Source organism: Coleofasciculus sp. D1-CHI-01, from assembly GCF_040218875.1.
GTDB lineage: Bacteria > Cyanobacteriota > Cyanobacteriia > Cyanobacteriales > Coleofasciculaceae > Coleofasciculus.
In genome coordinates, this window is sequence record NZ_JAVJQP010000120.1 from 21,560 (window position 1) to 41,146 (window position 19,587).

At 46.3% G+C, this 19,587-nt stretch carries 16 protein-coding genes and 2 pseudogenes; 10 read left to right on the forward strand and 8 right to left on the reverse strand.

The annotated features are described in order from the left end of the window. Positions 1-136: 136 nt before the first annotated feature. The 3 genes from RIB93_RS21585 to RIB93_RS21595 all read left to right on the forward strand — a co-directional run bounded on the left by RIB93_RS21585 (position 137) and on the right by RIB93_RS21595 (position 5,740). Positions 137-2,620 (forward strand): ATP-dependent Clp protease ATP-binding subunit, encoded by a 2,484-nt coding sequence (locus tag RIB93_RS21585; protein ID WP_446375473.1) that lies wholly within the window; start codon positions 137-139, stop codon positions 2,618-2,620. Between the two features lie 774 nt (positions 2,621-3,394). After that, positions 3,395-4,177 carry an FAD-dependent oxidoreductase gene (locus tag RIB93_RS21590; protein WP_446375475.1) on the forward strand — a complete coding sequence of 261 codons (783 nt, stop codon included), beginning with the start codon at positions 3,395-3,397 and terminating at the stop codon, positions 4,175-4,177. 123 nt (positions 4,178-4,300) lie between these two features. Continuing rightward, positions 4,301-5,740, forward strand: a complete 1,440-nt coding sequence (locus tag RIB93_RS21595) for a phosphoglucomutase/phosphomannomutase family protein (RefSeq protein ID WP_446375477.1) — start codon at positions 4,301-4,303, stop codon at positions 5,738-5,740. A 451-nt stretch (positions 5,741-6,191) separates the two neighbouring features. Here RIB93_RS21595 and RIB93_RS21600 read toward each other — a convergent pair. Further along, positions 6,192-6,409: pseudogene (locus tag RIB93_RS21600) on the reverse strand (CRISPR-associated endonuclease Cas2); the annotation flags it as partial. Between RIB93_RS21600 and RIB93_RS21605 the strand changes: the two are divergent. Next, positions 6,407-6,634, forward strand: a complete 228-nt coding sequence (locus RIB93_RS21605; protein ID WP_446375479.1) for a LapA family protein — start codon at positions 6,407-6,409, stop codon at positions 6,632-6,634. The pseudogene RIB93_RS21600 and the gene RIB93_RS21605 overlap by 3 nt on opposite strands. A gap of 806 nt (positions 6,635-7,440) precedes the next feature. Here the strand turns inward: RIB93_RS21605 and RIB93_RS21610 are convergent. Beyond that, a complete protein-coding gene (locus RIB93_RS21610; protein WP_446375481.1) occupies positions 7,441-8,847 on the reverse strand; it encodes an amidase in 1,407 nt (468 codons plus the stop codon). A 265-nt stretch (positions 8,848-9,112) separates the two neighbouring features. Beyond that, the gene (locus tag RIB93_RS21615) at positions 9,113-10,054 is read right to left on the reverse strand and encodes a lysophospholipid acyltransferase family protein (protein ID WP_446375483.1); all 942 of its coding nucleotides are present in this window, start codon (positions 10,052-10,054) and stop codon (positions 9,113-9,115) included. A 477-nt stretch (positions 10,055-10,531) separates the two neighbouring features. Here RIB93_RS21615 and RIB93_RS21620 point away from each other — a divergent pair, with 477 nt between their 5' ends. Beyond that, positions 10,532-11,332: a hypothetical protein gene (locus RIB93_RS21620; RefSeq protein ID WP_446375485.1), complete on the forward strand. Its 801-nt coding sequence runs from the start codon at positions 10,532-10,534 to the stop codon at positions 11,330-11,332. 76 nt (positions 11,333-11,408) lie between these two features. Here the strand turns inward: RIB93_RS21620 and RIB93_RS21625 are convergent, their stop codons facing one another. From RIB93_RS21625 to RIB93_RS21635, 3 genes and pseudogenes are all read right to left on the reverse strand, one after another. After that, positions 11,409-11,699 (reverse strand): hypothetical protein, encoded by a 291-nt coding sequence (locus RIB93_RS21625; RefSeq protein WP_446375487.1) that lies wholly within the window; start codon positions 11,697-11,699, stop codon positions 11,409-11,411. Positions 11,700-11,916: 217 nt separating this feature from the next. After that, complete coding sequence (locus RIB93_RS21630; RefSeq protein ID WP_446375489.1) at positions 11,917-13,122, reverse strand: AAA family ATPase; 1,206 nt, start codon at positions 13,120-13,122, stop codon at positions 11,917-11,919. A 37-nt stretch (positions 13,123-13,159) separates the two neighbouring features. Further along, positions 13,160-13,291 (reverse strand): annotated as a pseudogene (locus tag RIB93_RS21635) (RNA 2'-phosphotransferase); the annotation flags it as partial. 539 nt (positions 13,292-13,830) lie between these two features. Here RIB93_RS21635 and cutA point away from each other — a divergent pair. From cutA to RIB93_RS21655, 4 genes are all read left to right on the forward strand, one after another. After that, positions 13,831-14,172: a divalent-cation tolerance protein CutA gene (gene cutA, locus RIB93_RS21640; RefSeq protein WP_446375491.1), complete on the forward strand. Its 342-nt coding sequence runs from the start codon at positions 13,831-13,833 to the stop codon at positions 14,170-14,172. Between the two features lie 345 nt (positions 14,173-14,517). After that, positions 14,518-15,246 carry a phosphatase PAP2 family protein gene (locus tag RIB93_RS21645; protein ID WP_446375493.1) on the forward strand — a complete coding sequence of 243 codons (729 nt, stop codon included), beginning with the start codon at positions 14,518-14,520 and terminating at the stop codon, positions 15,244-15,246. A gap of 264 nt (positions 15,247-15,510) precedes the next feature. Next, positions 15,511-16,032 (forward strand): NINE protein, encoded by a 522-nt coding sequence (locus RIB93_RS21650; protein WP_446375495.1) that lies wholly within the window; start codon positions 15,511-15,513, stop codon positions 16,030-16,032. A 22-nt stretch (positions 16,033-16,054) separates the two neighbouring features. Further along, a complete protein-coding gene (locus RIB93_RS21655; protein WP_446375497.1) occupies positions 16,055-16,450 on the forward strand; it encodes a ribosomal maturation YjgA family protein in 396 nt (131 codons plus the stop codon). Here the strand turns inward: RIB93_RS21655 and RIB93_RS21660 are convergent. Continuing rightward, positions 16,418-17,626 carry an RNA-guided endonuclease InsQ/TnpB family protein gene (locus tag RIB93_RS21660; RefSeq protein WP_446375499.1) on the reverse strand — a complete coding sequence of 403 codons (1,209 nt, stop codon included), beginning with the start codon at positions 17,624-17,626 and terminating at the stop codon, positions 16,418-16,420. The two genes, RIB93_RS21655 and RIB93_RS21660, sit on opposite strands and share 33 nt — an antisense overlap. Then, positions 17,559-18,173 carry an IS607 family transposase gene (locus tag RIB93_RS21665; protein WP_446375501.1) on the reverse strand — a complete coding sequence of 205 codons (615 nt, stop codon included), beginning with the start codon at positions 18,171-18,173 and terminating at the stop codon, positions 17,559-17,561. Before RIB93_RS21665 ends, RIB93_RS21660 begins: the two co-directional genes overlap by 68 nt. 220 nt (positions 18,174-18,393) lie before the next feature. On the opposite strand from RIB93_RS21665, the gene RIB93_RS21670 reads away from it, so the two are divergent. Then, entirely contained in the window at positions 18,394-18,765 is a 372-nt protein-coding gene (locus RIB93_RS21670; RefSeq protein WP_446375503.1) for a hypothetical protein, read from the forward strand. Positions 18,766-19,587 lie beyond the last annotated feature (822 nt).

Genomic DNA, 19,587 nt, shown 5'->3' on the forward strand with positions numbered 1-19,587 from the left:
CGGTTCTGCCCACTGATACAGTCCATCATACAGAGGTAAAGTGTTAGTAGAAAGTACATAAAAATTTACAAATAAGGGTAAATCGTTTACCCCTTCAGCCAATCATATACCGCTCGGCAAAGGAAACCAACCATCCATGTTTGAACATTTTACAGACAGAGCTATCAAATCCATTATGCTCGCCCAAGAGGAAGCCCGTCGCCTGGGACATAACCTCGTGGGAACGGAGCAAATTCTCTTGGGATTGCTGCGAGAAGGAACCAGTGTCGCCGCGATTGTCCTCAAAGAGATGGACGTCACCCTGGAATCGACTCGGAAAGTCGTCGAGAAAATCATTGGTCGCGGATCAGGCTTTGTTCCAGCAGAAATTCCCTTCACTCCCAAAGCCAAACGCCTGTTTGAGCAATCCTTTAAAGAAGCTCGACAACTGGGACATAATTATATCGGTCCAGAACATTTGTTACTCGCCATTCTGCAAGACACTGACAGCGTTGCGGGTAAAGTGTTGCAAAGTTTAGGCGTCAACCCATCCACCGCCCGCACCAAGCTGATTCAAGCTATTGGCGAAGTAGCTGCTGCTGCAACCGCTAGAGGACCGGGTACTTCAATGATGGGTCGCACATCAAAGTCCGCCACCTTGGAAGAGTTTGGCAGGAATCTCACCCAGTTAGCCTCAGAAGGTAAGTTAGACCCTGTGGTGGGTCGTGTCAAGGAAATTGAACGGATTATCCAGATTTTAGGACGCCGAACCAAGAATAATCCCGTATTATTGGGAGAACCGGGCGTTGGTAAAACCGCGATCGCAGAAGGATTGGCGCAACGGATTTCCGATAGTCAGGTGCCAGAACTGTTGGAAAATAAGCAGGTAATCAGCCTGGATATCGGCTCACTGATTTCCGGTACTCGTTTCCGGGGTGACTTCGAGGAACGCATCAAGAATATAATGGCGGAAGTGCGTGAAGCCGGAAATATTATCCTGGTGATTGACGAAATCCATACCTTAGTGGGTGCTGGGGCGCTAGAAGGCGGCTTAGATGCGGCGAATATCCTCAAACCGGCTTTATCGCGAGGCGAACTCCAGTGTGTCGGGGCGACGACGTTGGATGAATATCGCAAGCATATTGAGCGTGACGCCGCCTTAGAACGCCGTTTCCAACCAATTATGGTGGGTGAACCCTCGGTTGAGGAAACCATTGAAATTTTGCAGGGGTTGCGGGATGCTTATGAGCAGCATCACCGGGTAGAAATCTCTGATCATGCGTTAGATGCAGCGGCGAAACTGTCCGATCGCTATATTAGCGATCGCTTCTTACCGGATAAAGCCATTGACTTGATTGATGAAGCCGGAAGTCGTGTGCATCTGATTCATTGTCAGCCGTCTCCAGCCACGCGAGACATCAAGCGTCAAATGCGTCAGGTAACCAAAGAAAAAGAAGACGCCGTTCGTCTGCAAGACTTTGAGAAAGCCGCCCAATTGCGCGATCGCGAACAGGAATTGGAAACGCAACTTCAGGCAATTCTGCAAGCGGAAACCGACGAAGATACCCCCGTGCAGACACCTCTGGTAAATGAAGAAGATATTGCCCACATTGTCTCCTCCTGGACAGGTGTACCCGTCAACAAGCTGACCGAATCCGAATCAGCCCTGCTGCTGCACATGGAAGATACCTTGCACCAACGCTTAATTGGTCAAGAAGAAGCCGTTACAGCCGTCTCCAAAGCGATTCGGCGGGCGCGGGTGGGGTTAAAAGACCCGAATCGACCCATCGCTAGCTTTATCTTCTCTGGACCAACGGGAGTGGGTAAGACAGAACTGGCGAAAGCGTTGGCGGCTTACTTCTTCGGGTCAGAAGAGGCGATGATTCGCTTGGATATGTCCGAATACATGGACCCGCACACCGTCTCTAAGCTAATCGGTTCGCCTCCCGGATTTGTCGGCTATGACGAAGGCGGTCAACTTACAGAAGCCGTCCGGCGTCAACCTTACACAGTACTCCTGTTTGACGAAATCGAGAAAGCGCACCCTGATGTCTTCAATAGCCTCTTACAACTGTTGGATGATGGTCGGTTGACGGATGCTAAGGGTCGTACCGTAGACTTCAAGAACACCCTGATTATCATGACCTCGAACATCGGTTCGCGGGTGATTGAAAAAGGTGGCGGTGGTTTCGGATTTGAAGATTCAGACAATCTAGCTGAGTCTCAATACAACCGGATTCGTAGCCGTGTGAATGATGAACTCAAGGATTATTTCCGTCCAGAATTCCTCAATCGCCTTGACGATATTATCGTCTTCCGTCAGTTAAACCGAGATGAGATTAAGCAAATTGCTGATCTCCTCCTGGTAGAAGTTTCAATGCGCTTAGTTGAACAGGGAATTACCCTAGAAGTGACCGAACGGTTCAAAGATCGTTTAGTCGAAGAAGGGTATGATCCCAGTTATGGGGCGCGACCTTTACGTCGGACGATTATGCGGCTATTAGAAGATAGTTTAGCCGAAGCCATGTTAGCGAGTCATATCCTTGAGGGAGAAACCGCTGTGGTTGATGTCGATGAGAATGGTGAGGTGAAGGTTTTACCTGGTGAATCGCCAGCGCGATTGCTGCAACCGGTTGGTTAAAATTTAGCAACCTCTTCCAGACGTAGCATGTCACTTGTTCTAGACGTAGCATGCTACGTCTTTTTTTTACAACCAAAACCAGCCGTAATTAGCCACGTCACCAAAGCTGCAACAAAGGCGACTGTTAAGTATAGCAACCGCCATAGCGGTTAGGACACATCATTTATGTAGAGACGTTGCATGCAACGTCTCTACAATGGTGCCGAACGTCCTAATCGATGTGTCTACTGCTATATAGCGCTACGCGAAGCGGGAATAGGCAATAGGCAATAGGCTTTCTTTGAAGAAAAAAGCTTACCTTACAGGGGATTGAGCGATTTTGAATTTTTCTTAATTTGTCCTAACGTGTCTGCGTAGTGCTATAAGTAGTTGGAAAAAAGAAAACAGCACGCTCACTAAATTCTGAACCCTGCCCCGAATACGGTTATTCACCCATTCCGATTCGGCACAACCGAATCGATAAATTAACGTAGACAGCCCTCACCCCCAACCCCTCTCCCAAGCTTGGGAGAGGGGAGCCATCAACTGATAGTAATAGAGACAAAGATTAATTATGGCGAGTTTTGGTGAGCCGTTATCGGTGAGAACGGGCGGGTTTTGTTGTTCCGTTATTTCAGCAATAGTTGACGTTAGTTCCTAAACCCGCCCCTACATTCGTTCCTAAACCCGCCCCTACACTCGACTGTAATGGATAAAAAATCTGCCTGTTGAATGGTGCAAGACTTGCTTCACCTATGCAACCTTCAAGTCAGGTACAGATACTCAAACAACAATATGTCTTATAATTACGAACTCTTAATCATTGGTGCAGGTTCTGGCGGTCTAGCAGCAGCGAAACGAGCCGCTGCTTACGATATCAACGTGGCTGTGGTGGAAAAAGAATCCCTCGGTGGTACTTGTGTCAATCGCGGCTGCATTCCTAAAAAATTAATGGTTTATGCGGCTGATTTTGCTTTACAAGATCAACTCGCCACCAGTTATGGCTGGAGTGAATGTCAACGCCAGATTAATTGGTCACAATTTCTCAGCAAAGTCCATCACCATATCGATAAACTGAATCAATCCTATCTGCAAACCCTGGAAGAGGCGGGAATCGACCCTATTTTTGTCATTGGTGATTGCACCAATCGTATCCCCTTAACCCCCGTCGCCATCGCTGAAGGTCAAGCTGTTGTAGATACGGCGATTGGCAACCAACCCCAGTCGGTTAATTACGACAGTGTTCCCTCTGCGGTGTTTACCCGCCCAGAAGCGGCGACTGTGGGAATGACACAAAGTAAGGCGCTTCAAAAATTTGGTGACTCCGTGCGCTGCTACCGCACTGAATTTAAACCCATGCTTTACAGCCTGAGTGAACAAGACGAAAAAGTGATGATCAAATTAATCGCTGAGGGCGAAAACCAGCGCATTGTAGGCGCTCAGATGGTGGGTGAACATGCGGCAGATATTATCCAAACTCTCGCTGTGGCGATTCGTCAAGGTGTCAACAAGCAAGAGCTAAATGCGACTATTTGTATCCATCCCACCATTGGAGAAGAGGTTCTCACGCTGGAGTAATGGGGAAGCCAATTTTATTTTCGGCAAATTGTATTCAGGCACACATTGGTACACTCAGACAAATTACAAATGATAATACTCGTCCCCCTATAATTGAGGAAAATCAAGAGCAAAGTAGCCCAAATGAGTGCAACAAATAGCGCTAATAAAATAAAATTCGGTACCGATGGCTGGCGGGGAATCATCGCTGATGATTTTACCTTCGCCAATGTCTGTAAGGTAACTCGTGCGATCGCGAGTTATCTGGATACAGCTTACGGCAAAGACCGCCCCGTCTTGGTAGCCTACGATACCCGCTTCCTGGCTGATGAGTTTGCCCGCACCGCTGCTGAGGTGTTGGCAGACTTGGGTTGGACGGTGAAAATTGTCAACCGGGATTGTCCGACGCCAGTGATTGCTTATCAAGCGCGTCAACTAAACTCAGCCGGAGCGCTGATGTTTACAGCATCCCACAACCCCGCCGCCTATTGCGGGATTAAATATATTCCGGATTATGCAGGTCCTGCTACCCCGGAAATTACGGATACGATTGTTTCCAATATTGCTGGGGCAGATGATGCACTACCGAGTGGCAAGCAGGGTGATAAAATTTCTACCTTTGACCCGAAACCGGATTACTTGGACTTTATTTACACACTACTAGATGTAGAACGGATTCGACGGGCGCAACTCAACGTAAAATACGACGCTCTCTATTCCACCTCTCGCGGTTATCTGGATGATGTCTTAGAATACTGTGGCTGTCAGACTGAGTCATTCAACACTACCCGTGATGTCTTATTTGGTGGCGGAATGCCGGAACCCAAAGGCGAGTATCTGGTGGGGTTAAGAGAAGCCGTGACGCGAGATAAGGCGGATTTAGGTCTAGCCACTGATGGGGATAGCGATCGCTTTGGTATCGTTGATGAACAGGGGAATGTGCTAACGCCTAATACGGTATTGCTGTTACTGGCACGTCACCTGATTAAAAACAAAGGTAAAAAAGGTGCGATCGTCCGTACCGTTGCCACAACTCACCTATTGGATAACTTTGCCGTAAAACATGGTCTAGAAACTTATGAGACAGCCGTTGGTTTCAAATACATTGGTCAGAAAATGCGGGAAACTGATGTGTTGATTGGGGGTGAAGAATCCGGCGGATTGAGCATTATTGGGCATATTCCGGAAAAAGATGGTATTTTAGCCAATATGTTGGTGGCTGAAGCGATTGCCTACGAAGGTAAACCCCTGAGTCAGTTAGTCGAAGAAGCGATCAAAGAAGCTGATGGTCCAGTTTATAATCAGCGTCTAGATTTGCATTTGAATGAGGATCACAAAGCCGCCGTCTTAGACACTTGTACCAAAAATCCCCCTAAAGAAGTGGCTGGGATTAAGGTTAAAGAAGTGGGGCGCAAAGACGGGATTAAACTCTATTTATCCGAAGGAAGTTGGGTGTTATTGCGTCCCTCCGGTACCGAACCTCTGATGCGGGTGTATATGGAAGCGGATTCTCCTGAAAAGCAAAGTCAAATTGCTGAGGCGATGAAGCAGATGATTCAGCAGATGGAACCAGCAACGGTATAACTAAAGCTTGCTGAATCAGGGTTGTAGAGACGTTGCATGCAACGTCTCTACACAGCAAGAGGAGGCGATTGAAATCGCTGCTACACAAACAAAGTCCGCCTGCGCGGACTGGATTACAGAAGATTTCAACACTGAAATGTAAAGCAAGAATCTGAAATTAAGTTGTTTCAATCCCTGATAGGGATTATAGAGGATTGCGACTGCCGACCTCTGAAACGCTTGCTGTATATGGTTTTCAAGGTTCAGTTCCGAGAGACTCTCTTTAATATACCATTTCAGACTTCGGCAGACAAGAAGCATCTTAAAAAAAACATCCAGAATCCAGTACCAGTAAGCGTTTCACGATTTCCGAGACCCTCATTTTTCTGCTAGTGTACTCAAAGCCAGAACCCATAAGGGATACAGCCGCAAAATCACCACAGCCTTTGAAAACACCTACCCCTTCTCGGATTTAAGCCCAAAAAATCGAATCATCCCGAATAACTTCACCACCGATGCGCTCAACCTTCCATTGACAACACCCCCAGAGGCAGTAAAACCGAATGCTATCCTGGTCTAGCTTAATAACTTTGCCCAGATGCGATCGCCACTCAGCATACTGGATATCGTCAAACTGCACTCATATAAACTATACTTCATCCACTGCCCTGAAGACCTAAGCTTGAGATGAAAGCCTTAACTAATCTACTCACATCTGTGATTGTCGCCGCTTGGATTGCGGCAATTGCCATCCTATCGGTACAAAACGCCACACTTGTATCCCTGAGATTTCTCAATGTTGAATCCATTAAACTCCCTGTGGGAGTTGTTTTAGCGTTTAGTGTGGGAATAGGCGTGATTGCTGGGGCAATTATTCCGTGGGTATGGCAGATAGAAGGCAGAAGGCGATTATAAGTAGGTGGACATAATTAACCTGAACGGTGAAGATAGTCATTCGTCATTCGTCATGTGTCATTTGTCATTTGTAAGGGTTTGAGGTTTGTTTACAAAACTTAGTGGGCGTGCTGTTTTCTTTTTAGGGACAATTGTAGGGGCGGGTTTAGGAAATCAATTATAGGGGCGGGTTTAGGGACAATTGTAGGGGCGGGTTTAGGGACTAAATTCAACTATTCACCAACAACGGAACAACAAAACCCGCCCTATCTCACCAATAACGGAACAACAAAACCCGCCCGTTCTCACCAATAACCGAACAACAAAACCCGCCCGTTCTCACCAACAACCGAACAACAAAACCCGCCCGTTCTCACCAACAACCGAACAACAAAACCCGCCCTCCTCACCGATAACCGAACAACAAAACCCGCCCTCCTCACCGATAACGGAACAACAAAACCCGCCCTCCCACCGATAAATCAACAACAAAACTCGCCCTCCTCACCGATAACCGAACAACAAAACCCGCCCTCCCACCGATAAATCAACAACAAAACCCGCCCTCCTTACCGATAAATTAACAACTCAAAATCAACAACTTGCACCCGTCCATTCCTCCACCGCCAGACAATCAATTAATCCCAAACCGAACAACAAAAATCAGCAGATTTCCAACCGCGATCGCCTATTAAAAATGTCGGGGTGAAAGGGTGGGGCAGGGCGGGTTTCGTAGAAAGATGATTGGTGGCTTCATTAATTTTGTCCCTAAACCCGCCCCTACATTGGAAAAACGATAGTATGGGGATTGCAAGGTTTATAATTCTTTACACCACTAACGCTGGACGCTGGTGAATCTCCGGATTTGTTGCTTCTAACCGAGTCGCCAAGGCAATCAGCGTGGCTTCAGCCGCAGGGCGTCCCACAAGCTGAACCCCCACAGGTAAACCCTTTGAATCAAATCCCGTCGGAAGTGCGATCGCGGGTAATCCACTGGCATTAAACGGAGGACAAGGTGCAACCCAACGAATAATATTTTGCAACGTTTCCTCTGGACTCAAATCCGCCCATTCCCCCACCCGAATCGTTGGGTGCATATAAACCGGAAGCACTAGCACCTGAAAATGCTCAAAAAATCCGACAATCTGTCGCGATATAATCTGCATCTGGGCAACGGCTTGCAAATATTCCCCAGCCGAACCCGATTGGGCGGCAATCCACTGGTTCATTGGACTCAACGCCGCTACAGGAATCCCTGTCGCCGTTACCCCGGCTTGCCACACCTTTTGAAAAGGTTCAATTAAACCCCTAAAATCGGGACAACCCGGTTCCACCTGATGCCCCATCTCTTCCAAGCGTCGCGCCGTTTCATGCACCGCTTGCTGACAAACTTCTGCGGCATCCCCTAGGGGGGGTATCGCTGTAGAAAAAGCAATTCGCAATTGACCCAGGGGTTGACCAGTGGCTTCTAGAAACGATACCTCTGGTTCCGGTAACCAATAGGGATCACCAGGAATATAGCCTGACATTACATCCAGCAACGCCGCCGCATCTGCAACCGTGCGGGCTAAAGAACCATTAGCGGCAATTCCATTTTGGCGATCGCCCACCGGGGCAAACGAGACTCGACCCCGTGCAGGTTTAATCCCCACCACGCCGCAGCAGGAGGCAGGTCCACGCACTGAACCGCCCCCATCAGACCCCTGGGCGATGGGGCATAATCCAGCAGCAACAGCCGCAGCAGACCCCCCACTTGATCCGCCTGGGGTGTACTCTAAATTCCAAGGATTACGGGCGGGGGCAAATCCTGGGGGTTCGGTATAGGGAAGGGAACCCACTTCTGAGGTGGCTGTTTTGCCTAAAATAATGAATCCGGCTTGTTTAATCCGGGCGACGACGCCATCATCGTAAGGTGCTATTTTATCTTTGAGAATCGGTGTGCCGTAGGTACAGGGTAATCCCTGGACAGCGGTGAGGTCTTTAATGGCAATAGGTACGCCAAAAAAAGGGGGCAGTTCAGCACTATCTCTTACCTGCGTCAACTGTTCAGTCTTGGCTTTGGCATCCGCTAGCGCCATATCCGTGGCGATACTAAAATAACTGCCCAATTGAGGATTAAACTGTTGGATGCGGGCTAAATACAGTTCGACTAATTCTAAGGGAGATACTTGACCTTGGCGAATTAATTGCGCTTGTTCTATGGCGGGTGTGAAGGCTAAATCAGTGTTAGTCATTTGTCATTTGTCCTTAGTCATTTGTCATACTCGCTTTCCTTGAGAAGCAAGCTACGTCCTTTGTTGAAGACTGCTTGCTGTCTGTCGAGGTAGGTTTAGCGAATGTAGTGGCGTGGCACACCTTAATTGGTTGATTAGAATTGTAGGGGCGCAAGGCTTGCGCCCAGTTTAACCGTCAAATCTATCCCACAATTTTAGCTGTGTCAGTCCAGTAGGGTGCGTTAGCAAAGCGTAACGCACCATTTCAAACGATAGTAGTGAAACCCTATAACAATAGGCAATTGAGCCAATGACGCAGAGGTTTAGGTTGGTTGGGTTCTTGATAATTATTCGGTAATAGTTTAATCAGCGCCTCTTCTAACGTTTCCATTGCCTTTTGGACTTCCTTCGGTTTGGGGCGTTTGGATTGAGGAAAGTGCAAAGGTTCGCCAAATCGCAGGGTTAATCGCTTGCGAAAATAAAGGTCATGAGTGCCAATCAAGGCTACGGGTATAATGGGTACGCCCGCCCGCAACGCATACATAATCCCACCTCGCGCTAAGGGTAATTGTAATTCACCTTCAACCTCACCCAGTCTTCCCTCTGGAAAGATTAAAACGCCATCCCCACGGGCAAAAATTGCCTGCATTGCCCGTTCTAGCTGTCGCATAGTACCCAATCCGGCGTTGCTGGGTACATCCTCTTCAATCGCGGCGGCTAAGTCGGCTAAGTCTTCGCGCCCTGCTTGGGCGGCTTCAATAACTGCTTTTTCTTCTTTCCAGCGCCGTTCTAAGGGAATGACACCCCCCGCCCAACCCAAAATCCGGCGTTTCCACCAATGGTTATAGAGAGTACGAGCATCAGCCGGGGTGTAGTAGTAGGGATATCCGGGGACTTCGGCGAGAATCAGTAATGGATCAATGTGATTGAGATGGTTGGCGGCGAGTAATGCAGGTTGAGTGGGGATATATTCCGGGTTTTCGATTCGCACCGGGAACAGCAGATGAATGAACGATCGCAGAATGAAACGCCTTACTTTTCCCCTGACTCGCTGATCTGACTCCCCATTCGCGATCGCGTCCAGATTATTCCTAGCATTTTCGACAGCATAACGCACTCTGCGATCGCGGGCTGCACTCAATCCTTCTTTCACCCGTTGAATCATTGCAGGTGTCAGAGATGACGATTGGGTTTGTTGAGTTTGCTGATTCTCTACGGAGGAACTCATAGGCAATTAGGGAAACAGGGAACACCGAGGTAGCCGGAATAGACTTCATCATTCATCTTTGATAACGTCTGTCCTCGATCGGAAATGCAATAGCCCAGTTTTTCCTTTGTCACCATCTCCACTTCGTTGTTTTGATTACACAATCCTGAACGGCTTGGAGTCGCAACGGTTCAAGTCACAACGGTAGTATAGACAGTTCAAAAACTGGCATACTATTTACATACGAGTTTTTCAAGTTGTTATGGGAGGATTCAGACCCTACACCATGCTCAACTAGCTTATCTAGGTGTGCAACCTAGATGGAATGGTATCGAATTAAGGCTGGTGGGCAATGCCCACCCTACGGTATATCAATGGTTTCGGTGATCCAAAAAGGCAGAAGGCGAGCGTGCCGTTGAACCTAGATGACTCCAACGAGTATTTTGACTTAGCCACTTCTTTTTGTCAAAAATCCTTAGCGTTTTCCCGATACGATTTATGAACAAATACAGTCGATTTATTGTTTCTCTTTTCGCCTTAATCATCGGATTTTGGTGTCTTAACCTTCCCCACCCTTCCCGCCTAGCTACGGCTGCGCCCCTACCCCACTTCCTTCCCACTACTCAAGTAAGCCTAGCATCAGTCGATTCATCCCTGTTTGAAACATTACTCAAACGCTCATATCTAAAAGCCGTTGAAGATGCGGAAATTGCAGATGAGTCAGAAATCGCCACAACTCTCCAACCTATTTCAGCCAACAATCCCAATTTAAAATGGAGAGATTACCAGGGGCAAAAACAAGTATTAATGGTTACCTGGACATCCTGGAATGGCTATGATACTCAAATTGGCTTACCCATGGAATTAAGCCGAGAAATTTGGGTAACGTCGGTTCCTGAACTGCAAACCTTTGCCCGAACCTTAAACCTTGACTCAGAAAGCCTCGCCTTACGCCTAGAACAATACCTCGGTTTACCACCTCACAATGGCAAAACCAAGTTTGTGGAAATGTGGGTGAATGCGTCTGATCTATTTCGTCCTTGTCCCGATGCAGAAATTAACGATACTCGCTGTGATGTGAACTTCCCTGAGACTGTTGATCTGCAACATCAGGATTGGATCAATAATTTACAGTTAGCCTCTTATGGTACTAATGGTTATCCTTGGACACGATTAGGTTATAGCTATGATTGGGGACATCTTGAGGGTGAAATTGGTGCCAGTGAATTTGTCGTCAGAAAAGGGGCAAACGTTACGATTGAATCTGTGAAAAACACTGTAGACTACTGCAAAGCTTAGGGATACCTGGAAGTAACCTAAATTACCAGGGGAGATTCTCAGTTGCCAAAAGAAGCTCCCCAAACTTTTATTTGCATTAATTCTCTGGAGAATTATCATCTGTAGGAGGTTGAATATCAACATCAGGCGCAGTAATCGTCTTTTCTTCTTGGGTAACTTCCACATCAGGAACAGTAATCTCTTTTTGCTCAGTTCCTACATCAACTTCCGGTCCCTCAACTTCATATTCTGGCAACTTTCCAGGATCTACGTTAACATCCACATCCGGTTCTTCACCGGCTTGCTCTTTTTCCACGCGACAACCTGTTGAAACAACAAGCAGTAAAGCCAGAGGAAGTAATAGAAGGGGTCGTTTTAGAAAAAACATAACTTTTTTATAGAATTCATTATCTCGTTACTAGGGAATTCACCTAATGTAATCACTCTTATAACGGAGACTCTCTCATTCTAGGAAATAAGGTCAATTTCAGCTTATACCTTTAGGATGAAATTTTTTAGAGTAGCGTAGCATGTCTAAATTGTTACATTAGCCTCGTAGGGGCGCACCGACGTGCGCCCGATTTAATCGTCAAATCTACTCAGCCTTACACAAATCGATGCATAAACTCGTAGGTCAAATCCACTCGCCCTTTACGTAACATCGCCGGGTCGAATCGTTCTGTGGTATTACAGGTCATTAATACCACTAATTTTTGCTGGGCTTTAATCCCGGTGTCATCAATCACACTCTGATACAACGTTCCATCTAGCAAACTGAGAATATGCTCCGTTTTATTATTCCATTGTGCCACCTCACTGGCTCGATTTTTGGCTAAGTTATCCGCTTCGTTAATAATTAGGGCAACTCGTTCCAAATAACTCGGCGGTACAAAATTTTCTACCGCATCATGATCCAGAATAAAAATAGTATACCCCAACGGTACAAGAACTTCTTTTGCCAGCGCTTGTGTCCATACCGTTTTCCCCGTTCCCGGTTCACCATGCACCACAATCGCTAACTGATTTTGATCCAGAATTGACTGCTGAACGGTATCGGTAAACTGTTGAATATCGCTGGGAAAGTCTCTAATCTGAAACTGACTGTGAACCTGTCCCACCCGACTTTGATAGCCACTTAGCATCACAGCTACATTATAGGTGGCTTTATTCACCAAAGGTCGAATCTCATCCGCCATTAAACTGTAGCAGCGCCGTCCTTGACCCTGGTTGTTAATTTGTAACCAAATTTCTGGATTAGACCAGTAGGCATAGACTGTGCCAAACACGTCTAAGCGTTGCCAACTAGCAAACTTTTCCAGAGGATAATAAAAGCGGCGATCCATATAATCTTGAGTAATTAAATCGGGACTGCCGAGAATATCCAACACTTTAAATAAAGTGACTTCTTGTAGTCGATTCAGAACATACTCAATTGGAATACTCTCACGGGTAACCGTTTGGGTGACGGGTGTATTGACAAATATCGTCTCCCGCTGACAATGATTAGGAGTTGGCGAGTCAGGGGTAATGTACTCCCAGAACTCATCCCACTCATAACGCATGTTTTCGGAAAATAAGCTCAAAACATTGGCAAAAATATTATAGTGATTTCGCCCTAATGCATCAGCCACATCACTGGTAAAATCTAGCGTTTTTTGCAATAACTCTGATGTATCATTTTGCAGCAAATGTAAAACAAAATCAACGTCGAACTGCCGAGATAAAGGTCGCCAGCCTACTCCCAACAACCCTTTTGATTGCCGATTGTTCTGACGAGAATTGTCTTGAGACCAAACTTGTTCTGAATTCATCACTATTTTTCCTGCTGAGTTGGAGACTCCTAGCGGATTAGAGTTGCTGTATATATTCAGGGGGAACAAAATCCACTAACCACACGCCATTGTCGGAACAGTAGAATGTATGACCCTTTTCGGACATGGCTTTAGCATCGACAGCCAAAACCACCGGAGAACCATGACGCTGCTGAGATATTTGCTAATTTTAACCAGCCGGGTAGAGTTCATGGTTGATTGAATCAATAGCTTTTGAGAATGGTTTCGCTAACCCTAAACAATGGTTGGATAACGTTGGCTTGAGTCTGAGTCAGATCAATGGGTTTAAACTCAGGGGTGAGGACTATGGTCGCTTGTATTATACAATACTACAATCAGTAAAAATTGTCTACCTGTCAACTCTTCTGTAGCAATTGAATCCATTCTCGCGCCGCTTAAACCGTAGCGGTAACAGGTTGGGCGTTTTCTGAGGTTACAGGCTTTTGCCAACAGCATAATGCTTTTGAGAATTCCCTTAGTGAGAGAGAATGGGGAACCAGGAATGCCTGTTTCAGTAGCAGAAAATGTGGAATTAACGCCACCTGCTAAAGGGTGAGTTATTCACGAGGTACTATTCTTACCTTTGATATAGATACTCCGCGATCGCACGATCATCTCGTATAACTATATGTTTTTTTCGGGTGAGTAGATACAATGAACCAGGCGTAGGAACACAGGAAGGGTTCTATGGAAAAGACATCAACCTCTAGCTATGGTGTAGTCTTAGTAACGGCAACATCTCCTGAAGAAGCCGACGCGATCGCTTCATCCCTAGTGGAAGCGCGAATGGCAGCTTGTGTCAGTATTACACCCGTGCGATCGATTTATACCTGGGATGGAACGGTGAATCATGACCAAGAGTGGCAATTAGTGATAAAAACAGATTTATCTCAATTTGACCAGTTAGCTGCAAAAATTCAGGAGTTGCATAGTTACGACGTTCCTGAAATTATTGCTTTGCCGATTATTGCTGGCTCTGAGGCTTATTTACAGTGGATTTCCGAGAATGTATCTGTGAAAAAATCGTGACATTTTGCTTCGGAAATAGCTCATAATTTGTAGAGGCGGATTTTACAACTATCGTTTATTTTAGACCCAAATGTGACTCAATCAGCCCAGTTGTAGGTTTTCGTTTTGCCATTTATGATAACGTTGAATCAAAACCCGTCCAGTTGTAGGGGCGGGTTTAGGGACTTTTGTTTAGCTATGGATGATAACATTGAATCAAAACCCGCCCTGACCTATTTTTCAATGGATAGGGATGAGGGATAAGTAATTTCTTGATGCCCTTTGTCCTCGGCTGTGGGATAATAATACTTTTGAGGAAGTCGCCATTTTTTCAAATTTGCACACCGTTACATTTCGTTCTGTTTAATGTTTATTTCTGAACTCTCAAACCGTATTCAATCCTTCTGGAAATTTCTGGTCAAATTATTAACCAGCAATTGGCGTTCTCTGGTTCTATTATTTCTGGGTGTCTATGTCCCCGTGCAAATCTTCGGAGAATTAGCCGAGGAAATTTGGGAAAAGGAAGGAGGTTTTCCCTGGGATGTGCCAATTTTATTAGCGATTCACTCCACAACTTCCCCTCAACTCGATACGTTTGTGATCTTCCTGACGAACTTGGGTGCATATTGGGGGGTGTTTCCTGTATCTGTGGCGATAGTACTGCTCTTGGCATTCCGACGCCAGTGGCGATTCCTCACCTATGCGCTGATCACCTATTTAGGCAGTCTTCTAATTAATCGTACTGCTAAGTTAACTTTCCAGCGAATACGTCCGAGTTTGTGGGAATCCCCTGCGCCAGAATCGGATTATGCGTTTCCCAGTGGACACGCGATGGGAAGCGTAACGTTTGCGATTGTATTAATGATTTTGACCTGGAATACTCGTTGGCGTTGGGTGACGGTGATTGGAGGTATCGTGTTTGCGATCGCGATTAGTTGGACGCGGATGTATTTAGGGGTTCATTACCCCAGTGATATTATTGCAGGTTGGATGGCATCCATTGCTTGGGCGGTTGGCGTCTGTTTAGTGATTAGACCCCACAGGAGTCAGCGACGACTGGAGAAAGAAGAGAAAGCGGCTACAGAAACGTCCTAGGGGCTGCTGAATAAGTGTTGTGGGGAAGCAGGGGAAGCAGTACACTTGTTCACGCAACCCCGATATAGTGAAACCCGTCCCTACATTTCTCAATTCTTAAAACGTTTCGCTCAAAGTTTGGCGATAATGAAAGAAAGCGTGTAAAGAACCACAGGACAACTTACAGTGGCTGGCTTTCAGTTAATCACGCTGGAGTTTAAGCCGATGCAGCCTGTGACTGGAAGAGAGCGCTTTGGCTAAACCAAACCAAGAGGAGGATTGGCAATGGATATAAATAGACGTGAGGGGAGTTATTTGTTGTGGTTCGGCTTTCTGTTTGGATTTGGAGGATTGCACCGCCTCTATAATGGTAAAATTGCCACAGGTTTGTTGTGGTTTTGTACGGGGGGATTATTTGGGGTTGGTCAATTCGTTGACCTGTTTCTGATTCCCGGCATGGTAGAAGAACATTATCTCAAATATGGGAAGCGCGATCGCATTGCTGGAGAAGCAACGGTTTTTGGTTCACCTGCATTAGTACAGCCTGATCCTGCCTCTGCGACTTTAAACCATGACTCCTTTGTTGTCCAATTAGTAAAAGCAGCTGAAGCCAGAGGCGGTAAATTGTCCGTGACTCAGGGGGTTGTCGATACGGGACGAGGGTTTGCGGAGGTAGAAGCGACGTTGAACGATTTGGTCAAGTCCGGTTATGTGAATATTGACAATGACCCCGATACAGGCGTTGTCGTTTATGCGTTTCCAGAATTAGAGTTGAGTGTTAATCCTGAGTTAAAGCGATGGGTGTAGGGAGGTTGACCACTATCCTATTTTGAAATATCGCATTATCCTACTCATCAGCATTATCCTCATTGCTCCTTTGGGGTATGCAGTACGGTTTTACGCACCTGCACCGGAATGGCTGAATGACCGACTGGGTAGCTTTGCTTATGAGATTTTCTGGATTCTCTTGGTTGGGCTTTTCTTCCCCCAAGCGTCTCCCCTGTGGACGGCGGTAGGTGTATGCATTATCACTTGTCTGTTGGAGGTTCTGCAACTATGGCAACCTCCATTTTTGCAGGCAATCCGAGCCACGTTACTGGGTCGCGTTATCTTGGGGAATACCTTTACCTGGTCAGATTTCCCCGCTTATTTTATCGGGAGTTTTCTGGGTTGGGTCTGGATGCTGACGGTGTTACGCTGTACATCTGTGGACAAACACATCTGACGCGATAGCAATGCCTTCAACCGATAGGTTGAGAGCAAAGGAGCCGTCCCTCAAAGCACGAATCATAATGTTCCGTGCGCCGCCCCAGTCTCGGTCATGTTCGTGACCACAACTGGGGCATTTGAATATTTTTGAGCCACCTAGTTTTGAGTGCTGGTGTCCGCACTTGGTACAAGTCTTTGAGGTGTAGGATTCATTGACATCAATCACTACAACTCCACGCTTGTTAGCTGCTTGCTTGACTGTTAACTTAAACCGATGGTGCGACCAGGTGAGCATTTGCCTTGCTGTTTTGCTGCGTAGCTTTCGCTTAGACTTGACAATCATCTGCGAAGTCTCAAAGGTTGGCAGGAAGATAACCTTGTATTGACTCGTGAGATAGTTGGCTACTTGCTTGTGGCACTCATCGACTAAGTTGCGAATCCGAATCCTGATTCGGTTGGCTGCCTGATACATTCGTCGCTTTTGTTTACGACAAGCTTTAGACGCTCGACTCAAAAGATTGTCGAGGTGAGAACACAGCCGTTGGATGCGTCCAATGTCTGCCCCGCCAAACTCTTGAAATGATTCGCCGTCGTAGCCTGTCAAGAATGTTCTGACTCCAGGATCTAACGCAATTACTTTGTCTAACTCTTTGGGTTCGACTTCTTCGAGTACAGGAATACAGGCAAACCATCGTTTCTTGTCTCTAACTAACTGGGTGGCAAAGTTGGTTTTTTGCAAGGGTTCAGAAGCCCTAAAGTTAAGTCCCTTAACCAGTGTGGGATACCACGTCTCTCCATTGAAGTTGACCCTGTGGAACTTAATGGATTGAACGGGTTGACGACAGCTTCTAAACGACGATTCTCCCTTTGCCGACTTGGCTTGTTTCCACGCATCCCAAGCATCAAAGATGGCATTTTCTTTGGGGTGAGCTGGCGCAGACTTAACCCAGTCCGGCAAGTCTAGTCCCAACACATAATCTCTCAACGAATATGCACTGGTTATCTTCTCTCCTGCTTTCAATGCGGCTATTGCCTTGTTGTAGCAGTAGCGAGACGCAGAAAGCCAAGACTTCCATTTTTGATGTAACTCTGGTTCTGGATACACCCGGATCTTAAGAGTCTTATTAGGCTTTGGCTTTGCTGTCTTGTGCCTCGGCTTCAGTTTGTAACTTCTGCTTGATTTGGTTTTCAAGTCTTCGGATGGAGTAAAGCCGACTGGAGAAACTGTGCAGGATGGCGACGATATCTTGAACAAGTTCTTGGTGCGGAGAGAAACTGACTTGGTTGAGAACCACGATTTTGCAGTCAAATTGCTCACACAACCACTCGATAAGATCAAAGCCAAATCGCGCAAGTCGGTCTTTGTGGGCAACCACAATAGTTCCGACATCACCTTGCAAAACTCGTCCCAAAAGAGAGACGAGTCCTTTCCGCCTAAGATTGAGTCCTCCTCCCACTTCTTTAATAACTTCAGCGCTTGGGTAGAGCATTGATAGTCTTTCAACTTGTCTATCAAGGTCTGATTTTTGAGGTCGGGTAGAGACGCGAGCATAGATAACAGTGGCGCGTCTTCTTCCGTTTTCTGATTCTTCTTTGATGAACTTTTCGATGTCGTACCGCCGTTGTCCTGACGGCGTTTTGATCGTGTTGATTTTACCTTCGGCTTCCCATCGTCTGAGGGTTCGGAGGCAAACTCCCAGAGTGTTAGCTGCTTCATTGGGTTTAACAAATTTAGCCATACCCAATTATCGTAGAGTATGGCTATATTGTCCAGTGTTGTCCAATGAATCAGGGATTAGAGGTTAACCGATCGGCTTGGGTCTACTCACGTCAGTCACATCGCCAAAGTAAATCATAACTCAATACGTTACCGCTTAAAGGCTGAGGGAATTGTATTAGTTTTACACAGCAGACAGTGTACAATCTGGCTGTATCGGACTTATACGCTGGGAGTGCTTTGTGTATTATCTTCACGAACCGCCTTATTTATTGTTGGTGATGGGTTTATTTGTTGGGATTACCTGTGGTGCGGCTTTTGAAGCCACACTGAAACAAAAGGTACAGGAATGGTCAAAAAACCGTTCCTCTCGCAGTCTGGCTCAAATGCAAGGATTGCCATTATTCATCCCATTCCTAGGAATTTCCGTCGGAATTTGTGTCTTTCTGGCGGCTGGGTTAGAAATTTTTAGCTTTCCCACATTCCTGGCTTACACTATCTCCCTACCCCTAACTCTATTCATTGGCTGGTTAGTGTGGTATCAGTTGGGTAAACTTTTAGGACAGCTAGAACGAGGCGGCTCAAAAGCCATAGACCTCGATGCTTGGGAATAGTCCGGCTCTCGTTCCCAGACGCGCCATGGCGCGTCTCTACACCCCCACCATTGGTGTCAACTTAAGCTCTTGCCAGAACGCTACCTTGAGTTTTCTTTAAGTTGACACCAATGACCGACGTGCGCCCTAATTACCAATGTGCGCCGTAATTAAGATATATTTATCCTGGAAAAACGTCTTAACCACGTAGGGTGGGTTAGGCGGAATTTAATTCAGGCGGTAACATTCAATGAGCTATCCAATTTAACCCACCGATGTTAATAGTTCTATGTAAGTCGTAGGGTGGGTTAGGCGGAATTTAATAGCAGCGAATAACCATTCAATGAAATATCCGCCGTAACCCACCAATGTTCGTAGTTTGTAGTAAGGGAACCTTAGCCTATCTTTGCTTAAATTACAGAACCCTGGGGCAAATTGAGTTCAAAAGCGCCATTAAATAAAGGGCGGGTTTTGTTGTTCAGTTATCGTTAACTCACCCAATTGAGTCCCTAAACCCGCCCCTACAATGGATTTATTTTTTTGACATTCTGGTTTAAAAGGGTTGAAACTGTTGCCTGTTAAGTGTTGCCTCTCCCCACCACAAGACTTATTCAACAGACCCTAAATAAAGGGCGGGTTTTGTTGTTCAGTTATCGTTAACCCACCCAATTGAGTCCCTAAACCCGCCCCTACAATGGATTTATTTTGGCTCTCTTAGACTGGTTATGGCAAATTAGCAATTTAAATGAGCTTAAACCCTTAAGTAGCAAAGGCTCTAACAGAATCAAAAGCCTGTTTTATTAGAATTGCTTTTTTTAATCTCCATGATTCTTGCGTAGCAAG